Source organism: Mesorhizobium sp. P170090 (assembly GCF_057786115.1).
Genome location: NZ_JBYNWH010000001.1, coordinates 2,069,143 through 2,089,734, shown reverse-complemented (window position 1 = coordinate 2,089,734; position 20,592 = coordinate 2,069,143). Strand labels below are relative to the sequence as shown.

Annotated in this window: 16 protein-coding genes and 2 pseudogenes; 5 read left to right on the top strand and 13 right to left on the bottom strand. The window is 59.9% G+C overall.

The window, feature by feature from the left end:
• Positions 1–19 precede the first annotated feature (19 nt).
• From trbJ to AC3EML_RS09910, 9 genes are all read right to left on the bottom strand, one after another.
• The gene (gene trbJ, locus AC3EML_RS09950; RefSeq protein ID WP_023669263.1) at positions 20–745 is read right to left on the bottom strand and encodes a P-type conjugative transfer protein TrbJ; all 726 of its coding nucleotides are present in this window, start codon (positions 743–745) and stop codon (positions 20–22) included.
• On the bottom strand, positions 742–3,192 hold the full coding sequence (gene trbE, locus AC3EML_RS09945) for a conjugal transfer protein TrbE (RefSeq protein WP_352460388.1): 2,451 nt from the start codon (positions 3,190–3,192) through the stop codon (positions 742–744). Before trbE ends, trbJ begins: the two co-directional genes overlap by 4 nt.
• Positions 3,186–3,458 (bottom strand): VirB3 family type IV secretion system protein, encoded by a 273-nt coding sequence (locus AC3EML_RS09940; RefSeq protein ID WP_023704093.1) that lies wholly within the window; start codon positions 3,456–3,458, stop codon positions 3,186–3,188. Before AC3EML_RS09940 ends, trbE begins: the two co-directional genes overlap by 7 nt.
• A complete protein-coding gene (locus tag AC3EML_RS09935; RefSeq protein WP_023704094.1) occupies positions 3,458–3,766 on the bottom strand; it encodes a TrbC/VirB2 family type IV secretion system protein in 309 nt (102 codons plus the stop codon). The genes AC3EML_RS09940 and AC3EML_RS09935 overlap by 1 nt, the downstream gene beginning before the upstream one ends.
• An 11-nt stretch (positions 3,767–3,777) precedes the next feature.
• Positions 3,778–4,746, bottom strand: a complete 969-nt coding sequence (gene trbB, locus AC3EML_RS09930) for a P-type conjugative transfer ATPase TrbB (protein WP_352460387.1) — start codon at positions 4,744–4,746, stop codon at positions 3,778–3,780.
• Positions 4,743–5,156 (bottom strand): CopG family transcriptional regulator, encoded by a 414-nt coding sequence (locus AC3EML_RS09925; protein WP_352521972.1) that lies wholly within the window; start codon positions 5,154–5,156, stop codon positions 4,743–4,745. The genes trbB and AC3EML_RS09925 overlap by 4 nt, the downstream gene beginning before the upstream one ends.
• 120 nt (positions 5,157–5,276) lie before the next feature.
• Positions 5,277–7,307, bottom strand: a complete 2,031-nt coding sequence (locus AC3EML_RS09920) for a conjugal transfer protein TraG (protein ID WP_352460408.1) — start codon at positions 7,305–7,307, stop codon at positions 5,277–5,279.
• A 241-nt stretch (positions 7,308–7,548) separates the two neighbouring features.
• Complete coding sequence (gene lanM, locus AC3EML_RS09915; RefSeq protein ID WP_352460386.1) at positions 7,549–10,611, bottom strand: type 2 lanthipeptide synthetase LanM; 3,063 nt, start codon at positions 10,609–10,611, stop codon at positions 7,549–7,551.
• Complete coding sequence (locus tag AC3EML_RS09910; protein WP_352460385.1) at positions 10,521–10,928, bottom strand: mersacidin/lichenicidin family type 2 lantibiotic; 408 nt, start codon at positions 10,926–10,928, stop codon at positions 10,521–10,523. The genes lanM and AC3EML_RS09910 overlap by 91 nt, the downstream gene beginning before the upstream one ends.
• Positions 10,929–11,273: 345 nt before the next feature.
• On the opposite strand from AC3EML_RS09910, the gene AC3EML_RS09905 reads away from it, so the two are divergent.
• Entirely contained in the window at positions 11,274–14,879 is a 3,606-nt protein-coding gene (locus AC3EML_RS09905) for a YobI family P-loop NTPase (RefSeq protein WP_488376752.1), read from the top strand.
• A 188-nt stretch (positions 14,880–15,067) separates the two neighbouring features.
• A pseudogene (locus tag AC3EML_RS09900) lies at positions 15,068–15,583 on the top strand (IS110 family transposase); the annotation flags it as partial.
• A 1-nt stretch (position 15,584) separates the two neighbouring features.
• Here AC3EML_RS09900 and AC3EML_RS09895 read toward each other — a convergent pair.
• The 4 genes and pseudogenes from AC3EML_RS09895 to AC3EML_RS09880 form a co-directional block, all read right to left on the bottom strand.
• Positions 15,585–16,181, bottom strand: a pseudogene (locus AC3EML_RS09895) (IS91 family transposase); the annotation flags it as partial.
• Between the two features lie 3 nt (positions 16,182–16,184).
• Positions 16,185–17,090 carry a tyrosine-type recombinase/integrase gene (locus AC3EML_RS09890; RefSeq protein ID WP_352521971.1) on the bottom strand — a complete coding sequence of 302 codons (906 nt, stop codon included), beginning with the start codon at positions 17,088–17,090 and terminating at the stop codon, positions 16,185–16,187.
• 384 nt (positions 17,091–17,474) lie between these two features.
• Positions 17,475–18,248, bottom strand: a complete 774-nt coding sequence (locus AC3EML_RS09885) for a hypothetical protein (protein WP_352460382.1) — start codon at positions 18,246–18,248, stop codon at positions 17,475–17,477.
• A gap of 196 nt (positions 18,249–18,444) precedes the next feature.
• On the bottom strand, positions 18,445–18,672 hold the full coding sequence (locus AC3EML_RS09880; RefSeq protein WP_352460381.1) for a hypothetical protein: 228 nt from the start codon (positions 18,670–18,672) through the stop codon (positions 18,445–18,447).
• Between the two features lie 527 nt (positions 18,673–19,199).
• Between AC3EML_RS09880 and AC3EML_RS09875 the strand changes: the two genes are divergently transcribed.
• The 3 genes from AC3EML_RS09875 to AC3EML_RS09865 all read left to right on the top strand — a co-directional run bounded on the left by AC3EML_RS09875 (position 19,200) and on the right by AC3EML_RS09865 (position 20,591).
• Positions 19,200–19,496: a DUF2604 domain-containing protein gene (locus AC3EML_RS09875; protein WP_352460380.1), complete on the top strand. Its 297-nt coding sequence runs from the start codon at positions 19,200–19,202 to the stop codon at positions 19,494–19,496.
• A 22-nt stretch (positions 19,497–19,518) separates the two neighbouring features.
• Complete coding sequence (locus tag AC3EML_RS09870; protein ID WP_352460379.1) at positions 19,519–20,106, top strand: putative metal-binding protein; 588 nt, start codon at positions 19,519–19,521, stop codon at positions 20,104–20,106.
• A 98-nt stretch (positions 20,107–20,204) separates the two neighbouring features.
• The gene (locus AC3EML_RS09865; protein WP_352460378.1) at positions 20,205–20,591 is read left to right on the top strand and encodes a Mov34/MPN/PAD-1 family protein; all 387 of its coding nucleotides are present in this window, start codon (positions 20,205–20,207) and stop codon (positions 20,589–20,591) included.
• Position 20,592 lies beyond the last annotated feature (1 nt).

The following is a 20,592-nucleotide window of genomic DNA, read 5'->3' as shown; positions in this document are numbered from 1 at the left end:
GTCTTAAAAGAACTGCCGATCAGTTGCCGGGATAGGCCGTGCCGGTGCCCAGGAAACGCTTCGTCGTCTCGCGAGCGGCTTCCTCAGACTGCGCCTTGCGCGCCGCATCCTCGGCCTCGGCCCGGAACTGGGTCGCAAGCAGCGTCTGGATCTGCATCTGCTGCTTGGTCGAAAGCGCGATCAGCTGATTGGTAGCCTGGCTTGCCTCGAGGGCACCTGCCGCGCCCTGACTACGATTGACGAGATCGGTAAGTAGGTCGCCATCGGCCTGCACGTTCTCGACGATCTGCGACTGCGCGCTCATGGTCTGGCGGAACGCCTGCATGGCGCTCTGCCAGCGCTCGCGCGCAGCGCTCGCCACATCGCTGACCTTGATGGTGGCGTCGTAGCTTTCCGGATATTGCTGGCGCCACTGGTCCTGCAGCTTGTCGAGATCGAAGCTCAGGCCGCTCGCCTGGGTCATCAGACCGTCAATCCGTTGGAGCGAGCCGGTAAGCTGGCCCACGGAAGAGAAATCCAGGCGCTGAAGGTTGCGCGCCATGTTCTGCAGCATGGTCGCCTGATTCTGAAGCGACTGGATTTGGTTGTTGATCTGCTCCAATGCGCGTGCTGCCGACAGCACATTTTGCGTATAGTTGGACGGGTCAAACACGATCAGCGCATAGGCCGGCTGGACGTAGTCAGCCATCGGTTTGGCGATCAGGGAAACGGTGACCAGGCTAGTAAAAAGGCGGCGTCCGATCATGACGATTGCTCCTTGTTAGGTTGAGGAAATTGCAGGAGAAGCTCGGCAGCCCACTGAAGGCCGCGCGCATTGAAGAAACGGGCGGCAAAGCTGCCCTGCCCTTCTTCGGAAAGAACATTGTCGATCAAGGTCTGCGCGGCCGGGTCGGAGGCGCCGCAAAGCGCAAGAGCGATCGGGCCGAGTCCGAGCTCGAAAAGCCGGTTGCCGCGGCGCGACTGAAGATAGTAGTGGCGCTTCGGCGTGGCGCGGGCGACCAATTCGATCTGTCGCTCATTAAGACCGAAGCGCTCATAGGCTGCCCGTGCGTGCGGCTCCACCGCACGATCATTGGGGAGAAAAATGCGCTGCGGGCAGCTCTCGATGATTGCGGGTGCGATAGAAGAGCCGGCGATGTCGGCAAGCGACTGCGTAGCGAAGATCACCGACACATTCTTCTTGCGCATCACCTTCAGCCATTCGCGGATGCGGGCGGCAAAGAGCGGGTGGTCGAGATAGACCCAGGCCTCGTCGAGCATGAGCAGCGTCGGCCGCCCGTCAAATCGGTCCTCGAGGCGGTGGAACAGATAAGTGAGCACCGGCAGCACAGCGCCTCGGCTGTGCATCAGATCCTCGGTCTCGAAACACTGCACATCCGAGATGGCCAGCCGGTCGTCATCGGCATCGAGCAGCCGGCCGAATGGACCGTCGAGCGTGTAGGGCATCAACGCCGATTTGAGCGCATTGGACTGAAGCAGGACCGACAGGCCAGTCAGCGTGCGTTCCTGCGCCGGCGCGGTGGCGAGACTGGTGAGCGCCGACCAGATTGCCTCCTTCACCTCCGGGGTGACGGTGACATTCTCGTGGGCAATGAGGCCGGCGATCCATTCGGCCGCCCAGCTCTGTGTGGCCTGGTCGTCGATGTGGCGCAGCGGCTGGAAAGCAAGCCCACCATTCGCACCCAACGCATGGTGGTCGCCGCCCATGGCAAGCGCGGCGGCGCGGGCCGAATTGCCTTTGTCGAAGACATAGATTTGCGCGCCAGCGTAGCGCCGGAACTGCAAAGCGATCAGGGCAAGCAGAACCGACTTGCCGGCACCGGTCGGCCCGACAATCAGCATGTGGCCGACATCGCCGATATGGGTCGAAAGCCGAAACGGCGTCGAGCCGCCGGTTTCGGCGAAAAGAAGCGGCGGAGCGTAATCGCCGGTGACCTCGGCAAGATGCTCGTTCTCCGCTGGACCTGCCCACACGGACGACAGCGGCATGAGATGGGCAAGGTTAAGCGTGTGAACGAGCGGCTGGCGAACGTTGGCGTAGACATGACCCGGCAATGAACCAAGCCACGCTTCGACGGCATTGATGCTTTCGCGAATGGTGGTGAAGCCGAGCCCGTTGACGATCCGCTCGACGGCGCGAAGCTTTTCCGCGGCGGCTTTACGGTTCTGATCCCACACCGTCACCGTCGTGGTGAGATAGCCGAAGCCGACGTGATCGCCGCCCAATGCCTGCAGTGCTGCATCGGCATCGAGCGCCTTGTTGTCGGCGTCGCTGTCGAGGAGAGGCACAGGTTCGTTGGTCACCACCTCGCGCAGAATAGCCGCGACCGACTTTCGCTTGGCAAACCACTGCCGGCGCAACCGCGTCAACGTCTTGGTGGCTTCGAGTTTGTTGAGAGGGATGAAGCGCGTCACCCAGCGGTAGGCGAAATCCTGGTGATTGAGGGCATCGAGGATTCCGGGCCGGGTCACGTTCGGAAAACCGAGGATTGTGAGCGTGCGCAGATGCTGGTCACCCAGCATCGGCTCTAGGCCGCCGGTCAGCGGCGCGTCAACCAGGACGCCGTCGAGATACATTGGCGTTTCAGGCACGGCGACCGGATGGCGGCGGGTCGAGATCGTGCCGTGCAGATAAGTTAGCGTCTCGGCGTCATCCATCGCACGTACTTCAGGAATGAAGCCCGACAGAAGATCGAGAACCCGGTCAGTCTCATCGCCAAACCACGCCAGTTCCTCGCGCCAGTTTCTCGCGGCTCCCGAATGATGCGACTCGACCAAGGCGCTTTCCGCCCGCGCCTGGCCATCCGGTGGCGGCATGAAGACCAAGGTCAGATGATAGACGCTCTCGAAATGCGCGACCTTGCCCTCGAAGGCGCCGCGCCGTTCCTCGTCGACAAGCCAAGAGGCGGCGTCGGGAAACATCGAGCTCGGATAACCCAGCGCCACAACGCGCTCGGCCTCGAAGAACAGCGCCCAGCCAGAGCCCAACCTCCTCAGCGCATTGTTTGCCCGGGCGCAAACGCCGATGAGCTCAGCTTCCGTCGCGCTTTCAAGGTCTGGGCCACGAAACCGCAACGTCCGCTGAAAACTGCCGTCCTTGTTGAGCACGATCCCAGGCGCAACCAGTGCTGCCCAGGGAAGATGGTCGGCAAGCCGGTCGGCTTTGCCGCGGTATTCGGAAATATTCAGCATTCGAGCCAGCCCTTCTGGCGAACATGGCGGATAAGCACGCTGGCAAAGTCCGGGTCGCGCCGTGCGGCAAAAACCGCGAGCGTGTGTCCCGCCACCCAAACCACCAAACCGCTAATCCACTGCTGCAGGCCAAGGCCGACTGCCGCCGCCACCGTGCCGTTGAGGATCGCCACCGCCCGCGGCGCACCGCCGAGCAGGATCGGCTGAGTCAGAGCCCGGTGGACGGGCACCTCCAATCCTTCGGTATGCTGCTCTCCGACGGCCATCAGACGAGCGCCCCGCCACCAAAGGAGAAGAAGGAGAGAAAGAAGCTTGAGGCCGCGAAGGCGATCGACAGGCCAAAGACGATCTGGATGAGCCGGCGGAAACCGCCGGCCGTGTCGCCGAAGGCAAGGGTGAGGCCAGTGGTTATGATGATGATCACGGCAACGATCTTGGCCACCGGCCCCTGCACCGATTCCAGGATCTGCTGAAGCGGCTGTTCCCAGGGCATGCCGGAGCCGGCAGCGTGAGCCTGAGCCGTGAGAAGAAGCGCGACGACGGCGGACGAAAGAAAGCGAATTTTCCTGCGCATGAGATGACCTTTCAAAGCTGCTGGAGTTGCGGAAGGGTGAGCGGGGTGACGGCGTAATCGCCGCTGCCGTCGAGACCTGTGACCTCGGCGATCGCGTCAACGCGGCGCGCGGGTCCTCTTCCGGCAATAAAGATGACCAAGTCGACGGCATCGGCGATCAGCCGGCGGGGAACGGTGACAACGGCTTCCTGGGCGAGCTGCTCAATACGATAGAGTGCGGAGCGTGCCGAATTGGCGTGTACCGTGGCAATGCCGCCGGGATGTCCGGTGTTCCATGCCTTCAACATATCCAGGGCTTCCGCGCCTCTGACTTCGCCGACGATGATGCGGTCGGGCCTCAGCCGCAACGTGGAGCGTATGAGATCGGCGAGTGTGACGGAGCCCCGCCTCGTCCTCATGGCAACGCAGTCCTTGGCCGCGCATTGCAGCTCGCGGGTGTCCTCAATCAGGATCACCCGCTCATCGCATTCGGCGACTTCTGCCAGTAGAGCATTGGCAAGTGTCGTTTTGCCCGACGATGTGCCGCCGGCGACCAGGATGTTGCGCCGCTCGCGCACCGCCTTCCTCAGGGCATCAGCCTGCAGCGGGAGCATGACGCGATCCGCGACATAGTTGGCCAGCGTGTAGAGTTTTGCCGCCGGTTTGCGGATGGCGAAGCATGGCGCCAGCACGACCGGCGGTAGCAGACCCTCGAAGCGCTCGCCTGATGGCAATTCGGCACTGACAATCGGACTGTCTGCATGCGCCTCGGCGCGTACATGGGAGGCGACGAGCCGGATGATGCGTTCCGCCTCGGAAGGAAGCATATGCACGCCTGTATCGACCCGGCCTTCTCCCAAGCGGTCGAGCCTCAGCGTGCCGTCGGGATTGACCATCACCTCGATGACTTTCGAATCGGAAAGGGCCTCGGTGATCGCGGCGCCCATGGCTGTGCGCAGCATGGCTCGGCGGCGGTGATCCGCTGCGGGATGAGAGTTCATCCTTCGCCTCCGTTGCCCTTGCAGTAACCAAGAGAGCGCTTTCCGGAGGCTATCTGGCGACCGACCTGCTCGACGAATTTGTCAAAGCGATCTTGGGCGATCGCCTGTGTCGCCCGATCCGGAATTGGCGTGTGGGCATGAAGCGTGATTGAAAAGCGGATTAAGAGCGCCAGGCTCTCCAGAGTTATTTCGGCGTCGCGCCTGACATGGTCGAGATCGCGGGAAAGACGGTCCAGCCGCTTGCCGTAGCGCTGGTCGAGCTCGTTTTCGCCACGCCGTTCGATGAAGGCCTCGACCGCTTTCGCGACGATCGCCGATTTCGTGGTCGACGGGTTGCGGCTGAGGGTTTCCAGCTTCTCGCTCAATTCGGGTTCGAGCAGAAACTGGTGGCGAATGCGATGGGGCTTCATGCGTCTCGTTCCGACTGGCCGGCGCTGATGCGCCGGCGGTGCGGACGAACATCGCCGAGATCCGCAAAATCGCTTATGGGCGTTATCTACGCCGAGCTACGCCTCAGTTGCGGAAGGCGTTCAGAAGCCGGGGATGATGTCCTTGTCGTCGCCCCTTCCCTCGTTGATACCGTAGGCGCTCGCCGCGGTAGAAACCCGGTCCATGACACGCTTGTCTGCGAGTGCCTCGGCGTCATCGTCCGCCAGATTGAAGAGGTCGTCTTGATCAGGCTCCTGAGAGACGACGACGTGTTCTTCAGGCAGGCCGGGATGACGCTGCTGTTGCACGCCGCCCTCTTCTTCGATTGCCGCGCCGGCGTTTTCGTCATCGGCAGCGAGACGGCGGTCAACATTGCGGACTTGTCCGCTCCAATCGTCGGGGCGCGACGCAGGACAGTCCGCGTACACACCCTCCCGCAACACCGGCGCCGGCAGCACCCGTTCGGTGAAATTGGGATCCTGGTAGTAGCGCAACTTCTGGGCGCGGATCGGCGGCAACCCCGAAACAAGGATTAATTCGTCAGCTTGCGGCAACTGCATCACCTCGCCAGGCGTCAGCAGCGGGCGAGCGGTCTCCTGGCGACTGACCATGACGTGCGAGAGCCAGGGCGCCAGCCGGTGGCCGGCGTAGTTGCGCATGGACCTGAGTTCCGTCGCCGTACCGAGCGCATCCGAGATGCGTTTGGCCGTGCGCTCGTCGTTGGAGGAAAAGGCAATGCGCACATGGCAATTGTCGAGAATGGCGTTGTTCTCGCCATAGGCTTTGGAGATCTGGTTCAAGGATTGCGCGATCAGATAGGCGCGGATGCCGTAACCCGCCATGAAGGCGAGCGCGGTCTCGAAGAAGTCGAGGCGGCCAAGAGCCGGAAATTCGTCCAGCATCATGAGCAGTTGGTACTTGCGGCTCTTCTTCGGATCACCTTCCAGCCGCTCCGTCAGTCGCCTGCCGATCTGATTGAGCACCAGTCGCACCAGTGGCTTGGTGCGCGAGATATCCGATGGCGGCACCACTAGATAGAGCGACATCGGTCGTTCCGCATCCATGAGGTCGGCAATGCGCCAGTCGCAGGCCGATGTTGCCGCGGCCACGGTCGGGTCACGATAGAGACCGAGAAACGACATGGCGGTCGAGAGAACGCCTGAGCGCTCGTTCTCTGATTTGTTAAGCACCTCGCGAGCCGCCGAGGCCACGACGGGATGAACCCGAGGTTTGTCCGCCGTGCCGAGGTGGTTGGTGGTCATCATCCGCAGCAGTGTCGTGGCAAACGAGCGTTGCGGATCCGACAGGAAAGTGGCGACGCGGGCGAGCGTCTTTTCTTCTTCGGCGTAGAGCACGTGCAAGATGGCCCCGACCAAGAGTGAATGACTAGTCTTCTCCCAATGATTCCGCCGCTCCAGCGCGCCTTCCGGATCGACGAGAATGTCGGCGATGTTCTGAACGTCGCGGACCTCATCTGAGCCCCTGCGCACTTCCAGCAGCGGGTTGTACCGCGCCGACCTTGGATCGGTCGGGTTGAACAAAAGGGAGTACGAGAACTTCGACCGCCAGCCGGAGGTCAGCTGCCAGTTCTCGCCTTTGATGTCGTGAATGACGGCCGAGCCGGTCCAGGAAAGAAGAGTTGGAACGACCAATCCGACGCCCTTGCCCGAACGTGTCGGCGCAAAGGCCATGACATGTTCCGGCCCGTCATGTCGCAGATAGTGATCCTTCAGTTTGCCAAGGAAAACGCCGGCCGGCTCAAACAGGCCTGCCTTCTCGATTTCCCGAGCCGCGGCCCATCGTGAGGAACCGTAGGTGGTGACCAACCCCCTCTGCCGCGCGCGCCAGAGGGAGCCAGCTATTGCGGCCGCACACCCCAGGAATCCGCTGGCTCCGGCAAGCATGCCGGCCTTGTCGAAGACCTCAGGGGCGTAGGCGTCGAATTGAAACCACCATTCGAACAGTTTCCACGGCTTGTAGATCGGCCAGGCCGCCGCGACAAACCATGGCGCGCCAAGCTGCAGCTGATTATCCAGCATGTGGGCGCACCATTGAGTCGCTGTCCATACGCCGAGGATGACGATGGCGAATACAACTACGATCTGACCGACAAGGAGCTTCGTCGGTGTCATGGGCGCAGCCTCCGAGGTATTGTTAAACGGAAGCAGCATGGCGTGACGTTTCAGAGTATCGAAGATACCCAATATACGCGCCCGTGCGATCCAGCGACCGTTGCAGGCTTGGAAGACTGGGGCGCCAAGAAGTGTCATCGCGAAGGGCGACGAGCGAATGACTTGTATGGGGCCGTATCCGGAAGGTCTGCTTCTAAGAAGCGCTCGTCGGTAGGTGGCCGATCTATACGCCGTCGCGGACCTACCGCCTATTGTTGCATAAGGGAGGGTCCAACGTAAGCACGTCCGGGGTGGACGGATCTGCCATCCTGAGCAGCCCGTAGCCTATTCCCGCCAAACCCGTCATCAGGCCTGGCCTGAACGTATGGGTAGCGTTTGACGAAAATCGTCGCCAGGCCATGGAGTCCACTTGAGGTTTCCCGCCCATGTTCATCGCGCCAGCGGCAATGGCAATGTCCATAAGTCCCATGCTTCCGTGACAAAGTCCAGGCTCAAGCATGTCGTTCAATCGGACGAGATCGGTGGCGACGAGAGCCTGGCGTGCCCCATCGACCAACATCTCGGAGGGGATCGCTCGAGCTGCCGCAATACGGCAAAGGGCAATCCCGGGAGCGCCGTGACACCATGTTGCCTGATCACGATGGGCATCGTCCTCGGGATCAATCCAGCGGTCATTGGATGTGATATCGAGATCGATCGATGCGACCGCCTCGACAACCTCCCGAGGCATCAGCTTCGGCAGAGCCGAAGAAAGGCGCGCCGAGGCGAGCAGGACACCGCTCCAGCCATGCGCCGCGCCACGCGAGAACGGGAGTTTCGAACCGACCCGTGGATCCTCGCAATGCTCGATCGCATGACGCAGATGCCTTGCCGTAGCGTCGAGAAGACGCTCGCTCGCGGAAGAACTGCGGACTGCGTGCAGCGACATTCCAGCCAATACTAGTCCGGCCGTACCCGAAACCAGATCGGCGGTAAGCCGTGCACGGCCCAAGTGCAGCGTGATCTTTTCCGCTGCCTGCTCGGCCTGGTCGACAAGCTTGTCGTCGCCAAGCAGGCAGGCGAGATGCGGTAGTGCGTATACCACACCTCCCAGCCCGTCGAAGACCCCGATCCCCCCTTGGTCCACTGTTCTGCTTCGTGTTTCGCGAAGCGCCTTGTTCGCCAGCGTCGCAAAGCGACTTTCCCCCGTTACAGCGTGCAGTCGGCCCAGGAAGAGGGCGATGCCGAGGAGCCCGTCGTAGAGGCTTCCTTCGACTGGCTCGATGGCCCTGTGTGCGCCATCGTTCCCTGGTGAGAGGTGAAGCCAGCTCGCCGCATCGGAAGTCGTGATCGCCTCCGAAAGCAATCTCTCGCCGATCAGTCTTGCTTCATCCACCGCGCGCGACCGCAGCACGGAGTCGATGACGGTGCTAGGCCGGACGCCGAATGTCGCACGGATAAGACCAACCTGACGTTCAAGATCGTTCGCACCCATGTCCCCCAGCCGCTTCGCAGCGGCGTTCCTGCCGGAGCGCGCGAACCTTAAGCGAGCTCGGCCGAAGCCGATAGCAGTACTGGCTCCCCGAACGCTGAAGTACGGTATGTCTGCGGCGCGTAGTTGTCGCAATTCAGAAGGCGCCGCGGCGAGCCGAAGCGCATCCGGAGCGTCGGTCCAGGATGCCGCGAGAACATGGTCGGCCTGAACGGCATCGTTGAGCGCAGATGGATGGGTGCTCTCGCGAAGCATATCCGCGTAATAGGCGGTCGGCCTCAGCACCAACCGTACAACCTGTGCACCGAGCCGATCCAAGATACCTCCCGGAGCCGCGAGTGGTTGACGGATTCGTTGGAGAGCGAAATAGCCATCCGAATATCCGGATTCGATCTCAGCCACATAGTCGATAGCTGGCACCCGGACCCTCCCGCGGCGAGGCAGGCTGGCCACGTCGCCGAGTTGCCACGCGACGCGTTCGACTCTCGCTTCGGGCAAACCGGCGTCCATCAGCGCGAGAGTCATCAGCCGGGTACTCTGTCCCGGAGTGGCGGCCAAGGCCCCAAGTTCCGTACCGTCGATGGAAGGTAGCATGCCGACGCCGAGCACTGAGCTGTCCCTGACGGTTTCAGCGGTCGCTGATGCGGATCGGTCGGCGGTTTTGAGTTGAGGTGCCAGTAGGGTCTCCAGATCGACCACGATGGGCTGTTCACCGGCGGCTATGACATTCTCGAAGTGGCAGTCGCTGCCGCCCATGACGTGTAGAGCCGCGAGCAGGGAGCCTGTGCGACGGAAGTATCTGGATACCGCGCCGTCGCTTCGGCAAGAGTTGGAACGAACATGCTCCATCCAACCATAACTTGTTCGATCAACGACCCTTACGGTGCGTAACGAGGCTGGCAGACCAGCGCGGTTCATCGCCCCGATAAGGTCTTGGAAGACTTTCGTCGAGCCGACCGGTCGTGGTTTGTAGATCAACTCCGCTCCACTGGCGAAGCGAAGCCGAGTCGCCCTCCGTCCGCCGGAATGCGGGTCGCCTGACGTGGCGTGTGCCGCAACGAGGCGATCCGCGGCGGCTATCCCGAATTCCTCTTCGATACAGCCACGGTCGTCCTGGAGCCGTCGGACCACTTCCAAGCTCGCCGCAAACCACCGGTCGCAACGCAGATGCAACTGGCGGAGGAGCGCCGGGTAATTCTCGAAGAACTCTAGCTGAGAACCTCGATCGTCTAGGTGGTCGCGGAAATCGGCGTGCGCCCAATTCGTTCCTCGTCCCTCCAGATCCGCTATTCGCCTTTCCAGCGTCAGAGGTCTGAACAACAATTCATCGAGTTCATCGCCAAGCGCCTTGGCGAGTGAAGCCGAAACCTTCTCTGCCGAAAGGTTTGCGCTGATGATATGTCGATGAAAAGCTGCCGACACTTGGCATCGGAACGATCGGACTATGCTCTTGATCAACCCTCCGGTCGATCGGCCGATGATCCATCCTGGACTGGCCCAAGTCGGCGCACACGTCTGCTTGAGAATTCGGACGACCTCAGCGGTATGCGGCAAAAACGGAACATCTTCCGTCGCACAACCTTCCGTCTCCAGGAAACCGGGCGGAAAAGCGCGGTCTGCTCGATCGTTGCGTGGCAAAAATTCTTTCGCCGCGCTGGCGAGGAGCGTCCGTCGTTCACCGGTGCCGAGCGCTGCCGGCCAGCGATCGATGGATCGAGGTCCAACTGCAGGCTCGACATCGCTCAGCGTCTGCGCCCACGTGGGCGACAATCGGCTGCGACAGTCGAGCAACTGGTGGCTACCGTGCTGCACTTCGTCGAGACGGTGCTGCACGTGGTGGCAACGGTAGAACAGCTGCTAGACACACTGCTGCAAGACGTCGCAACGGTCGAGCAGGTTGTCGCCACCGTGGAGCAGGTCGGCGCGACCGTGGAGCATGCCGTCGCCACGGTGGAGCATTTGGTGGAAACGGTGGAGCACGTTGTGGCGACCGTTGAGCATGTGGCGGCGACAGTCCCCGCTTGGCGCTCGAAGGTGCCGGTTGTGCCAGGGCTGGTACGCAGCCAGCCGACCGGGTGTGCCGGGAGGGAAGCCAGTTCCTCTTCGCTCAACGAGGCAAGGAAATCGGCGTCACGCCAGGCGCGGATCACGAGAGCGGCAGGGAGCTCGAGTCTGCCACCATGGTTTCCAGCATGCTCCAAAGGAACCTCCCGATATCCACTTGCCAAGGCACGAGGCTTGATCCCCGTGCTCTGCAGCAAAACCCGTCCGTGGCACGAAGTCAAATACAATAATTATCGACGTGTTATTGTCGCCTACCGCTTGCATCGAAGTCGAACGAGATATACTGGCTGCCCTGATCGCGCTCGAACGAGTTGATGGATCGCTACGGCGGCAAGGAAGTGCCGACATCGCTCACATTCGGACCCACGTCTAAATCGGCTTTGGCCATACCTGCGCGCATGCTAAGCGTTGAAGCGCTACCGCCTCTGTTTATGGGACTTCGAAATAGCTTGCGGCAAATCATCGCTAGAATCGTTAACTTTCTTTGCCCCTCAAACGACGCGGTCGATGTACGATCAAAGTTTATCGATCTTGCCCCAACCGAGAAGGCAGACGAGGCAGGAGTATATTCCGATGCGCTTCTGTACGCGACGAGCAATCCCAGAGTTTCGAACATCGCTCTGACCGGGCCTTATGGTTCGGGAAAAAGCAGCATCATTAGGGCCTTTCTAAAAAAATACCGGCATCCAATTCTGCAGATATCGCTCGCCGCGTTCCTTCCTGAGGCAACCGCCCCCGGTGGCGCTGTGAGCAAACAGGAGATCGAGAGAAGCATTCTTCAGCAGATGCTCTATGGCGCGGACGCAAACCGGCTGCCACTCTCGCGCTTTAAGCGAATTAAGTCACCCAGTAGATGGTCGATCTTCCTTTCTCTGTACGTGATTCTTGGCGTTGTGGCCTGTTGGCATCTTTTCCAAAAGCGCGATGACGTCATCAGTGGCAGCTTTTTCCTGCCTCTTTCAATAAGTAACTGGCCCAATTTCATGTGGTTTGTCATGGGAGCATCGTTCCTCTGGCTGACAGTCTACCACTTCCACAAGCTTAGCTTCGGCCTGTCTCTCAAGAGTATTTCGCTAAGCGATATTGAGATCACACCTATCGCGGCCAGCCAGGAATCGATTCTTAATCGGCATTTGGACGAGATTATATACTTCTTTCAGTCGACAAAGTATGATCTCGTCATTATCGAAGATCTCGACAGGTTCAACAATTCCGAGATATTCATTACTCTCCGCGAGATAAATAGCCTCATAAATGCGAATGCTGGCGTGAAACGGACGATACGCTTCCTTTACGCATTGCGCGATGACATGTTCGCGAACACGGACAGAACGAAGTTCTTTGAGTTCATTATCCCAGTTATACCAGTCATCAACAGCTCTAACTCGATCGATAAAGTCCTGGAGCAGGGCAAGCGGCTTTCGCTGGACAGCCGACTTGATCGCCAGTTTCTGCGTGAGGTTTCACGATATCTGAACGACCTAAGGCTCATACAAAACATCTTCAATGAGTATGCCATCTATGTCGCTAATCTGGAGACGGATGGCGACAATGTGCTGGACGCAAACAAGCTCCTAGCGGTTCTGATATATAAGAATGTATTTCCGAGTGACTTCGAGAACCTTCATCGCGGCAAGGGAAATCTCGCGCAGATCCTTGAAAAGCATGATGAGTTTATCGCCCGCGGTGAAGCAGAACATAAGGCCGCTATTGAGCGCATCGAGCATGAGGTCGACATTGCTGAACGGCAAATTCCAGCCGACCTGCTCGATCTCCGCCGAATTTATGCGATGGCGTTGTTTGAGAAGCTATCTGCTCAAGCGACTCACGTCGGTCAGAGTGGTCAGAATCTGATCGAAATTAGCACACTCGCGAGAAGTGAAAATTTTGACCAGGTCATCAATAGCCAGACTATTAACTATCGTAATATCAACGGGTATCACCAGAACATCAACATCTCGGGCTTGCAGTCCGAGGTCGATAGTCTGAGGACGTTTGCGCAGCGCAAGGAAGAGGTTGAGCAGCGGGCCGCTGGGTCTAGGAGCTCTGCCTCTACAAGGCTGCGAGCGCTGCGCGAGAAGATCGCCACTCTGCGCTCTGCTAAATTCAATGAGGTAATTCGCCTGAACGCGAAAGAACTGAGCGGTCTTTTTGGCGCGTTTGGCGAAAATGGCGAGCTAGCTCGCTTTCTAGTAATGGAAGGCTATATCGACGACACCTATTACCAGTATACATCGCTGTTCCATGCGGGTCGACTGTCGCCCAACGACAACAAATTTCTCATTCAGATACGCGGCTTCATAAACCCGGACCCCAACTTCCCGATCGACAATGCGAAGGAAGTCGTGGCGGCTATGCGCGGCGAGGATTTCCGTCAACACTACGTCCTCAACGTCAAGATCGTCGATTGCCTCCTGGGTGACGACGCCGCTTATGCGGGACAAGGTGTCAAGATGTTTGAGTATCTGGCTTCTGAGTTCGAGAATTGCGACGCCTTCTTCACTAGTTACTACGCTGCGGGAAAGGAAGTGCCCAAGTTGGTTGCAGGGTTGCGAGCGGCTTGGGCAGGCTTCATTCCGGCTGTTCTTGCCAGTTCCGGGCATCTCCGTCATGTTGGTCAGATCATCGCCCATTTGCCTGAGCCGGCCCTCAACGCGCTGCCGGCCGCATATCCCGAGATCTCGCCATTCGTCTCCGAAAAACTAGCTCAGATTCTCGCGCTCGGGACCAACATCGATCCGTCTCGTCTAAAGGCCCTTGGGATCGAGCTGGATGACTTCAGAAGTATAGAAGGCTTTCCTGGAATTGCGCGCTTCCTCTTCGAAGAGGGCTTCTACACGCTCTCCGTTGAGAACCTAGAGTTCATCTTCCAAACCGTTCTAGGAATTGACGATCTCGAGCCCTTTCGCACGCGGAATTACACGACGGTCACGGGAGTCGGTAATGCGGTCCTGAGTTTCAGGATCGAGCGCGGCTTCGTTGACTATCTAAAGAACGTGCTCCTGCGGCTTGAGGACAATTCGCGCGAGAGCGTGGCCACCGTTCTGTCCATTATCGGTCGAGAGGATGCCGATTTTGACGATCTGAGTCGGTTCCTCGAAAGGCAGTCGGCGACTATCTCTTCCTTCGGCGATGTGCCAGTCCGTTTTCACTCCCTCGTTTTCCAGCTGAGCAGAATTGAACCTTCGTGGGAGAATTGCCTTGCCTTCATGGGCAGCGAGGCCTTCGATGCGGCAACTTTGACCAGTTTTCTCGAGACGAAGGCAGCGCTGGCGGCACTGCCACAGCAGGCCATTCCCTCCGACGATAAGGCAGCCGTCCTGCGCCAGTTCCTGATCAACGACGACGCCCTGGAAGACACTACGTATCGAATCTATGTCCAAAGGCTACCGAGGACCTTCATTAAATTTCCGAGCAATCTTGGCCCTGGTAAATTGCGGGTATTGATCGAGGAAGCGAGGGTCAATTTTACGAAAGAGAATGTGGATGCTCTTCAAGAGCAAATTGACCTCCAAGTCCTATTCGTGGTCGGAAACATTGATGCATATTTGAAAGACGAGGCGACGTTCGCGCTCGAAGACGATTTCCGTGAGTTGCTCCTAGGCGAGGATATCGGTGACACCCGTAAACTGGCGATCATCCGGTCAATGGATCTCACCTTGCTCGGTGGCCTGCAATCTCGGGCGGGCAAAGTGGGCGCGATCTTGGAGAGGAATGGGGCGGACGTGAGCGCCCTGAATGTCGAAGCCGCGCGCGCGGTTATCCTGAACTCGGCACCAATCCGGGTCCAGATATCACTGTTCACCAAATGCCAGAAAATCTTGAGCGACGGTGACGTGCGCGAAATCCTCGCTGCCCTTCCAGACCCGTTCTCCGAAATCAAGACCGGTTATCATTCCCCAAGGATCGACAAGACGGACATCAACATCGAACTCGCAAAGTGGCTCGATGAGCGCAACATCATTTCGTCGTGGGGCGATACGTTCTTTGGCGATGCCATCCGTATCAATCTCTATCGCCGTGACGCCAGTTCGTGAGTTTCGTGGACAATAGTCAACTAATTGACGCCCTTGCGCGCGAATCCAACGCAGCCTGCGAACGAACGGCAGCTCTTAGGACAAAGTAGGAGTGCAGCGAACGGCACAAATGCTGAAGATCCTATGGGGATGGAAGGCGACCCGCGCTCTGCCGGAGTGAAGTTGCCAAACATCACCTGGAGGTCAGCATGCAAGCCAACACCACCAAAGCCCCGGCCGCTATCCGCGTCGATCTTGCCGCAATATTTGTCTCGTTAGAACTGTCTCGTTCAAAATGGCTCGTGACTTCGCTTTCGCCAGGTGGGGGCGAGAGAATGTCGAGACACCTCGTGTCTGGGGGCGCCATTCCGGGTTTGCTCGATCACGTCGCAGAGCTGCAACGAAAGGCGGAAGTGCGGACTGGGCAGAGCTTCCGGGTCATATCAATCCAGGAAGCTGGTCTGGATGGATTCTGGATACACCGGGTTCTCGAACGCGAAGGCATCGAGAGTTATGTTGTCGACCCGGCATCCATTGCCACATCGCGTCGCCGCCGGCGGGCCAAGACCGACAGGATTGACGGGGAAGCACTGGTTCGAGCGTTGTTGGCCTACAACCGCGGCGAGCCTCGGGTTTGCGCGATGTTGCGAGTGCCAAGGCCCGACGGTCAGTCAGGTGCGCCATCGATCCGAAGAAGGCGAACCGACCGGCGTCGTGCAGCGCGACCAGCCGGGTCAGGAACAGACGCCGGAACAGCTTGCCCAGTACTCTGACCGGGAGAAGGAAGGCCGGCCGCGACGATATCCAGCGTGACCCGTCCGGCGCGATGCCGCCGCCCGGCACGATCATGTGGACATGAGGATGGTGCGTCATCGCCGATCCCCATGTGTGAAGCACGGCCGTGATGCCGATGCGTGCGCCGAGGTGCTTGGGATCGGCGGCGATCGTCAGCATCGTCTCCGATGCCGCCGTCGTAGACGAGCGCCTTGTTCTGGAACGCGATGTCGGCGACCTCGGCGGGCAGCGTGAACACGACATGGAATAGCCGACCGGCAGCAGGTCGGCTTCGCGCTCGGCGAGCCATGTACGTGCGGCCGCGCCATGGCATCTGGGACAGTGCCGGTTGCGGCAGGAGTTATAGGCGATCCGCCATTGCCCGCAGTCCTCGCAGGCCTCGACGTGACCGCCGAGCGCCGCGGTGCGGCAATGCTCGATCGCCGACATCACCTTGAGCTGGATGAGGCTCAGGTGACCTGCATGGGCGGCCCGATAGGCGGGGCCGGCAGCACGGAAGATATCGGCGACCTCGATCGAGGCGCGCACGGCTCAACCGGGCGGCGTCTTGCCTTCCATCAGCGCCATCAACCGATCGAGCGGCCCTGCGACCGCATGGATCGTCCGCGTCGAGACCTTGATGTAGAGCGCAGTCGTATCGAGTTTGCTGTGACCAAGCAGCACCTGGATGACGCGGATGTGGACATCCTGTTCGAGCAGGTGGGTGGCGAAGCTGTGGCGTAGCGTGTGCGGGCTGACGCGTTTGCGGATGCCGGCGACCTCGGCAGCCTCCTGGACTGCGCGGTGCAATTGCCGCGACGAGATCGGCGCCGTGCAGCTGCGCCCCGGGAACAGCCAGCCATGCGGGAGCATCACCCCGCGCCGCCTGCCTTCGCGCCACCATAGCCGCAGCAGCTCAAGCAGTTGCGGCGAGAGCATCGCATTACAGTCCCTACGGCCCTTGCCCTGCTCGACGCGGATCAGCATGCGTGTGCTATCGACATCGTCGACCTTGAGATGTGCGACCTCGGACACGCGCAGACCAGCGCCATAGGCGACGCCGAGCGGGGCCTTGTACTTGATGCCTGGTGCGGCTTCGAGCAGCCGCGCCGCTTCCTCCATGCTCAGCACGTAGGGAAGCTTGCGCTCATGCCTCATGATCACCAGCGCACGCGCCAGATCCCGCCGCTTCAGCGTCACGAGGAACAGGAACCGCAATGCCGAGACCGCGCCATTGATCGTCGCAGGGCCGACGCCGCTCTCATGCTGATGCAACTGGAATCGACGGATGTCCTCAGCGGTCGCAGTGTTGGGCGAGCGGCCAAGGAACGCAGCGAAGCGCCGGACGTGACGAACGTAGTCCTGCTGGGTATGGGAGCCCAGGCCACGCATGAGCATGTCGTGCTGCATGCGCTGGCGAAGCGGAGAGATTGGTGCATCGGTCGACAGAGTAGCCATGGCGAGTTCCTCTCGTTGAAGGGAACTCCATGGTCAGGTCGACGCCTCTACCCGCTCAAGTCAAATGCCTGTCGCTCCATCACAGGCCGAGGCGCCCCTCCCGCGAAGCGGGTTCGTGCATGAGGCGCCAAGCTGCCCGACAGCCTTGTGGCCGCCTGCTGATGGTCTGGTTTCGGGCCACGGCCGAGAGAAACCTGCCGTTTCGCCACGCGACTCCGACTTAGCCGCTTATTGGCATATCGCGGACTCTCATGAGCCGACCATGAGTTGGACAGAGGCAGCGTGTCAAACACGACCCCATCGAGGCTGATTGGGCGCCAGCAAGGAACCCACCGAAGTATTGACAGAGGGGCCCGCGGCGGTGCTGGGCTGGTGAGTTGCTAATCAGAGAGCTGTTGTGGGCGTAACAAACTCTTCCAGGATAGTCGGAGGATTACTGACATTCGGATGCCCACGAGCACCTGATGTTCCTTCCAGCGTTGGGCAGTGATTCCGATCAAGCGCGGCACCGGAGCGATCTCCTCTCGGAACACTCGCAAGTCGGATGGGCGGCCTGCGTCGATGATTGCGCCGCCGCTCAAGCCGCGGAGATGTACGGATCAGACCTTGATTACCTTCGTCCGACCGGGAGTGCTTCTTATAACCCAGGAAGACGTGGTGCTCGCCCTTGCCTTGGCCTGCCAACCGCTTCGCGATTTGGTCGTCGAACCGCCAGGTGCTGGAGTAGCTCAAGACCTTCGCCACCGTCTTTCTCGTTGTCGGATCGGACCAGCGATTCTTCGAGCTGGGGAAGCCGACCGCGGTGTAGAGATGGCCCGCCTGCACCTCGGTTGTTATGTCACCCTCAGTCACGTACCCGGTCCCGAGTTGCGCGATCATCTCTTCAGGCAGACGGCAGACCGCAAAGTCGTATTGGTCCTTGTCCCGGTCGCCATTCGGTTTTGACGTCGTTCGGACGGTTCCGCCGACGTAAACGGTGGTGGCCATCTCCTCGTTCGCGTCTATGACGTGGGCGGCGGTCAGCAGCAGCTTCATGCCGCGGATAGCGAAAAGGACCGCAGATCCGATGTGATTAGGGGTGCCGTTCTCTGTGGCTCCGTAGATCGGCCGAACAGCGCTGCGGAACCGCTCTGCCGCGCCCTTGGCTAGTTCGTTCATCCGGGCCCGCAGTTGATGCCGTTAGGCAGCGGATAGCTGGCGTGAAACATCTGGCTCTAGGTACATGTTACTTCCATAGCACATAGTGAACCGGAAGTTGCTCATCGACGGTACCGCACCATCCCTGCAATGGAGACCCGCTACGCGCCTCCCTTTGCATCCCTCCCGACTTCTCTGAACTTGCCAGGCATTAAGCTCATCTGCGAAGCGGACCGATGGCCCGCTCGACCAGCGACAGGTTGACGGCCGTGAGCAGCTGGTCGCAAAAGCACTCGACCGACTGCAGGTGATGAAGCCTGACGTCGAGCGGTTGCCCGGCCTCGAAATCGAAGGTCAGTGAGTTCTGCGTGTTGCTCAATGCCGCCAGCCGGTCGGACACCACGGCCGCGCCATGAACGACCAGGTGCCGGAGCTCGGTAATCATCTCGAGTGTACTCGCCCAATCGGCGACTTCGGGCGAGCGCCGGCGATCTGCACCCGCGAGCCGATCTCGCGAGCGAGCGCCTAGGCGACGTCGCCAGGAGAGGGCGAGAGCGGGCCCAACCCCAGGCGCGTTATTCCAAAGGAGCAGGGACAACTTGCGGGGGTATTGCCGACTTCCACGTTGGATACTGCGGCATGGGTCCATTTTGCATGTTGCCAACTGAATCACCAAGTGCCCGAGTTGCACGCGGCCAGTCGAATGAGCAAGCTGCGGCGGGTTCATGAATAGGTATGGGGCCGGTATTTCGCCAATGCTCTAATCGATTATAGTTGTGAAGAGCAGTTTCGGCGGTTTACTTGCCCCACAAGTCCCCATAAAAGGAGACAGCATCGATTCGATGTTATCCCTTGTCTTTCGCGCACTCGCGGTCCGTGGCGCCGAGTGGACGATTGAGGACCGCCAGCCCGCTCACCAGCAGGTCTGCACTGGCGGCTTGGGGCCCGTTGGTAAGCCACAGGAGTAGGACAATGTCGAAGGATTTGGGCAAGGGCGAAAATCACGGCGGCGGCCCCGGGAAGATCGAGATCACGGTGGTGGTGAACGGCCAGCCCACCCAGGTCGAAGCCAATCCCAACCAGCCGCTTCACGTCGTTCGCACCAAAGCACTTGAGAATACGCAGAACGTCGCCCAACCGGCCGAGAATTGGGAATTCAAGGATGAGGCCGGCACCTTGCTCGACGTCGACAAAAAAGTTGGCGATTTCGGTTTCGCGACCCCTGTGACCCTGTTCCTCAGCCTGAAGGCGGGTGTCGCAGGTGCCTGAACTCCAAACTGTGGACCCAGGGGTGTCCCGAGCGAAGTTCGATCGGCAGATCGGCTGGTTCCAAACACAAGCAGGTATTTACCGAGCTCAGGGTTGCTTCCTGATCGAGGCGAGCTTCCCGACGGCCTTCTTCATCTTCGCACCACCGAAGATAAAGCCACAGTTCATCGGTGCAGCTGTCGAGATCGACTTCTCCAATTACGACCTCCGACCTCCGTCGGTGGTCTTCGTCGACCCCCTTATACGCCGGCCGATTGCCCGGAAAGATTTGCTGCTTAGGATGCAGAGACGGCCGCATCTACCCGGAACCCCACCGGATATGATTTTGGTCCTCATGCAGCAGAACGCTCTGTCGCTGTCGGACTTCATCCAGGCCAACAGTGCGGAACACACGCCATTCCTGTGCATGGCAGGCGTCCGGGAATACCACGACAATCCAGCCCATTCAGGTGATTCATGGCTTCTCCACCGGGGTTCTGGCGAAGGCTGTTTGGCGTTCATCCTGGACAAGATCATCAAGTACGGGACCGGTCCCGTGGAGCAGCTTCAGTATCAGTTTCAAATCTCAGTGGGAGCCATGATAGCGCCCTTACCCGCCATTCCAGAATGACCGCGCTGGAGGATGTCAGGACAGTCACTCTCCCTCGAGACTGCGTTTCGCGTGTGCAGGCGCATCTGCGCTCAGTTGGTCGCGAGGGCAATGAGGGAATGGCGCTCTGGGTCGGCGTTCAGCAAGACCAGCACTTTGGCGTAACGGAGACAGTTATCCCAGCGCAGCGCCACATCCGAACAAGCGATGGCGTTTGCGTGATTGTTCCGGCCGAAGAACTGCACCGGCTCAATGTCTGGCTCTATAAGCGCGGCTTGAAACTTTTGGCCCAGATCCATAGCCACCCGGGCCGCGCCTACCATTCGACGACCGACGACGCTTATGCGGTCGCTACTACCGTTGGGTGTCTGTCGCTGGTGGTGCCGAATTTCGCCCGCGAGCCTTTCGATCTTGCTCGGGTCGCCGCCTATCGACTTGACGCCAAGGCGAACTGGAATGAGGTCCCATCCGCGGCACTGGCGCGAATGATGACGATAACGAGCTAAC

What these genes read in the sequence shown, in the direction of transcription:
- AC3EML_RS09865 (WP_352460378.1), top strand. Translation starts at nt 20,205, where the DNA reads ATGGCGCTCTGGGTCGGCGTTCAGCAAGACCAGCACTTTGGCGTAACG.
- AC3EML_RS09935 (WP_023704094.1), bottom strand. Translation starts at nt 3,766, where the DNA reads ATGCGCAGGAAAATTCGCTTTCTTTCGTCCGCCGTCGTCGCGCTTCTT.
- AC3EML_RS09880 (WP_352460381.1), bottom strand. Translation starts at nt 18,672, where the DNA reads ATGATTACCGAGCTCCGGCACCTGGTCGTTCATGGCGCGGCCGTGGTG.
- AC3EML_RS09875 (WP_352460380.1), top strand. Translation starts at nt 19,200, where the DNA reads ATGTCGAAGGATTTGGGCAAGGGCGAAAATCACGGCGGCGGCCCCGGG.
- AC3EML_RS09925 (WP_352521972.1), bottom strand. Translation starts at nt 5,156, where the DNA reads ATGAAGCCCCATCGCATTCGCCACCAGTTTCTGCTCGAACCCGAATTG.
- AC3EML_RS09885 (WP_352460382.1), bottom strand. Translation starts at nt 18,248, where the DNA reads ATGAACGAACTAGCCAAGGGCGCGGCAGAGCGGTTCCGCAGCGCTGTT.
- trbJ (WP_023669263.1), bottom strand. Translation starts at nt 745, where the DNA reads ATGATCGGACGCCGCCTTTTTACTAGCCTGGTCACCGTTTCCCTGATC.
- AC3EML_RS09905 (WP_488376752.1), top strand. Translation starts at nt 11,274, where the DNA reads ATGGGACTTCGAAATAGCTTGCGGCAAATCATCGCTAGAATCGTTAAC.
- trbE (WP_352460388.1), bottom strand. Translation starts at nt 3,192, where the DNA reads ATGCTGAATATTTCCGAATACCGCGGCAAAGCCGACCGGCTTGCCGAC.
- AC3EML_RS09920 (WP_352460408.1), bottom strand. Translation starts at nt 7,307, where the DNA reads ATGACACCGACGAAGCTCCTTGTCGGTCAGATCGTAGTTGTATTCGCC.
- AC3EML_RS09940 (WP_023704093.1), bottom strand. Translation starts at nt 3,458, where the DNA reads ATGGCCGTCGGAGAGCAGCATACCGAAGGATTGGAGGTGCCCGTCCAC.
- AC3EML_RS09890 (WP_352521971.1), bottom strand. Translation starts at nt 17,090, where the DNA reads ATGGCTACTCTGTCGACCGATGCACCAATCTCTCCGCTTCGCCAGCGC.
- trbB (WP_352460387.1), bottom strand. Translation starts at nt 4,746, where the DNA reads ATGAACTCTCATCCCGCAGCGGATCACCGCCGCCGAGCCATGCTGCGC.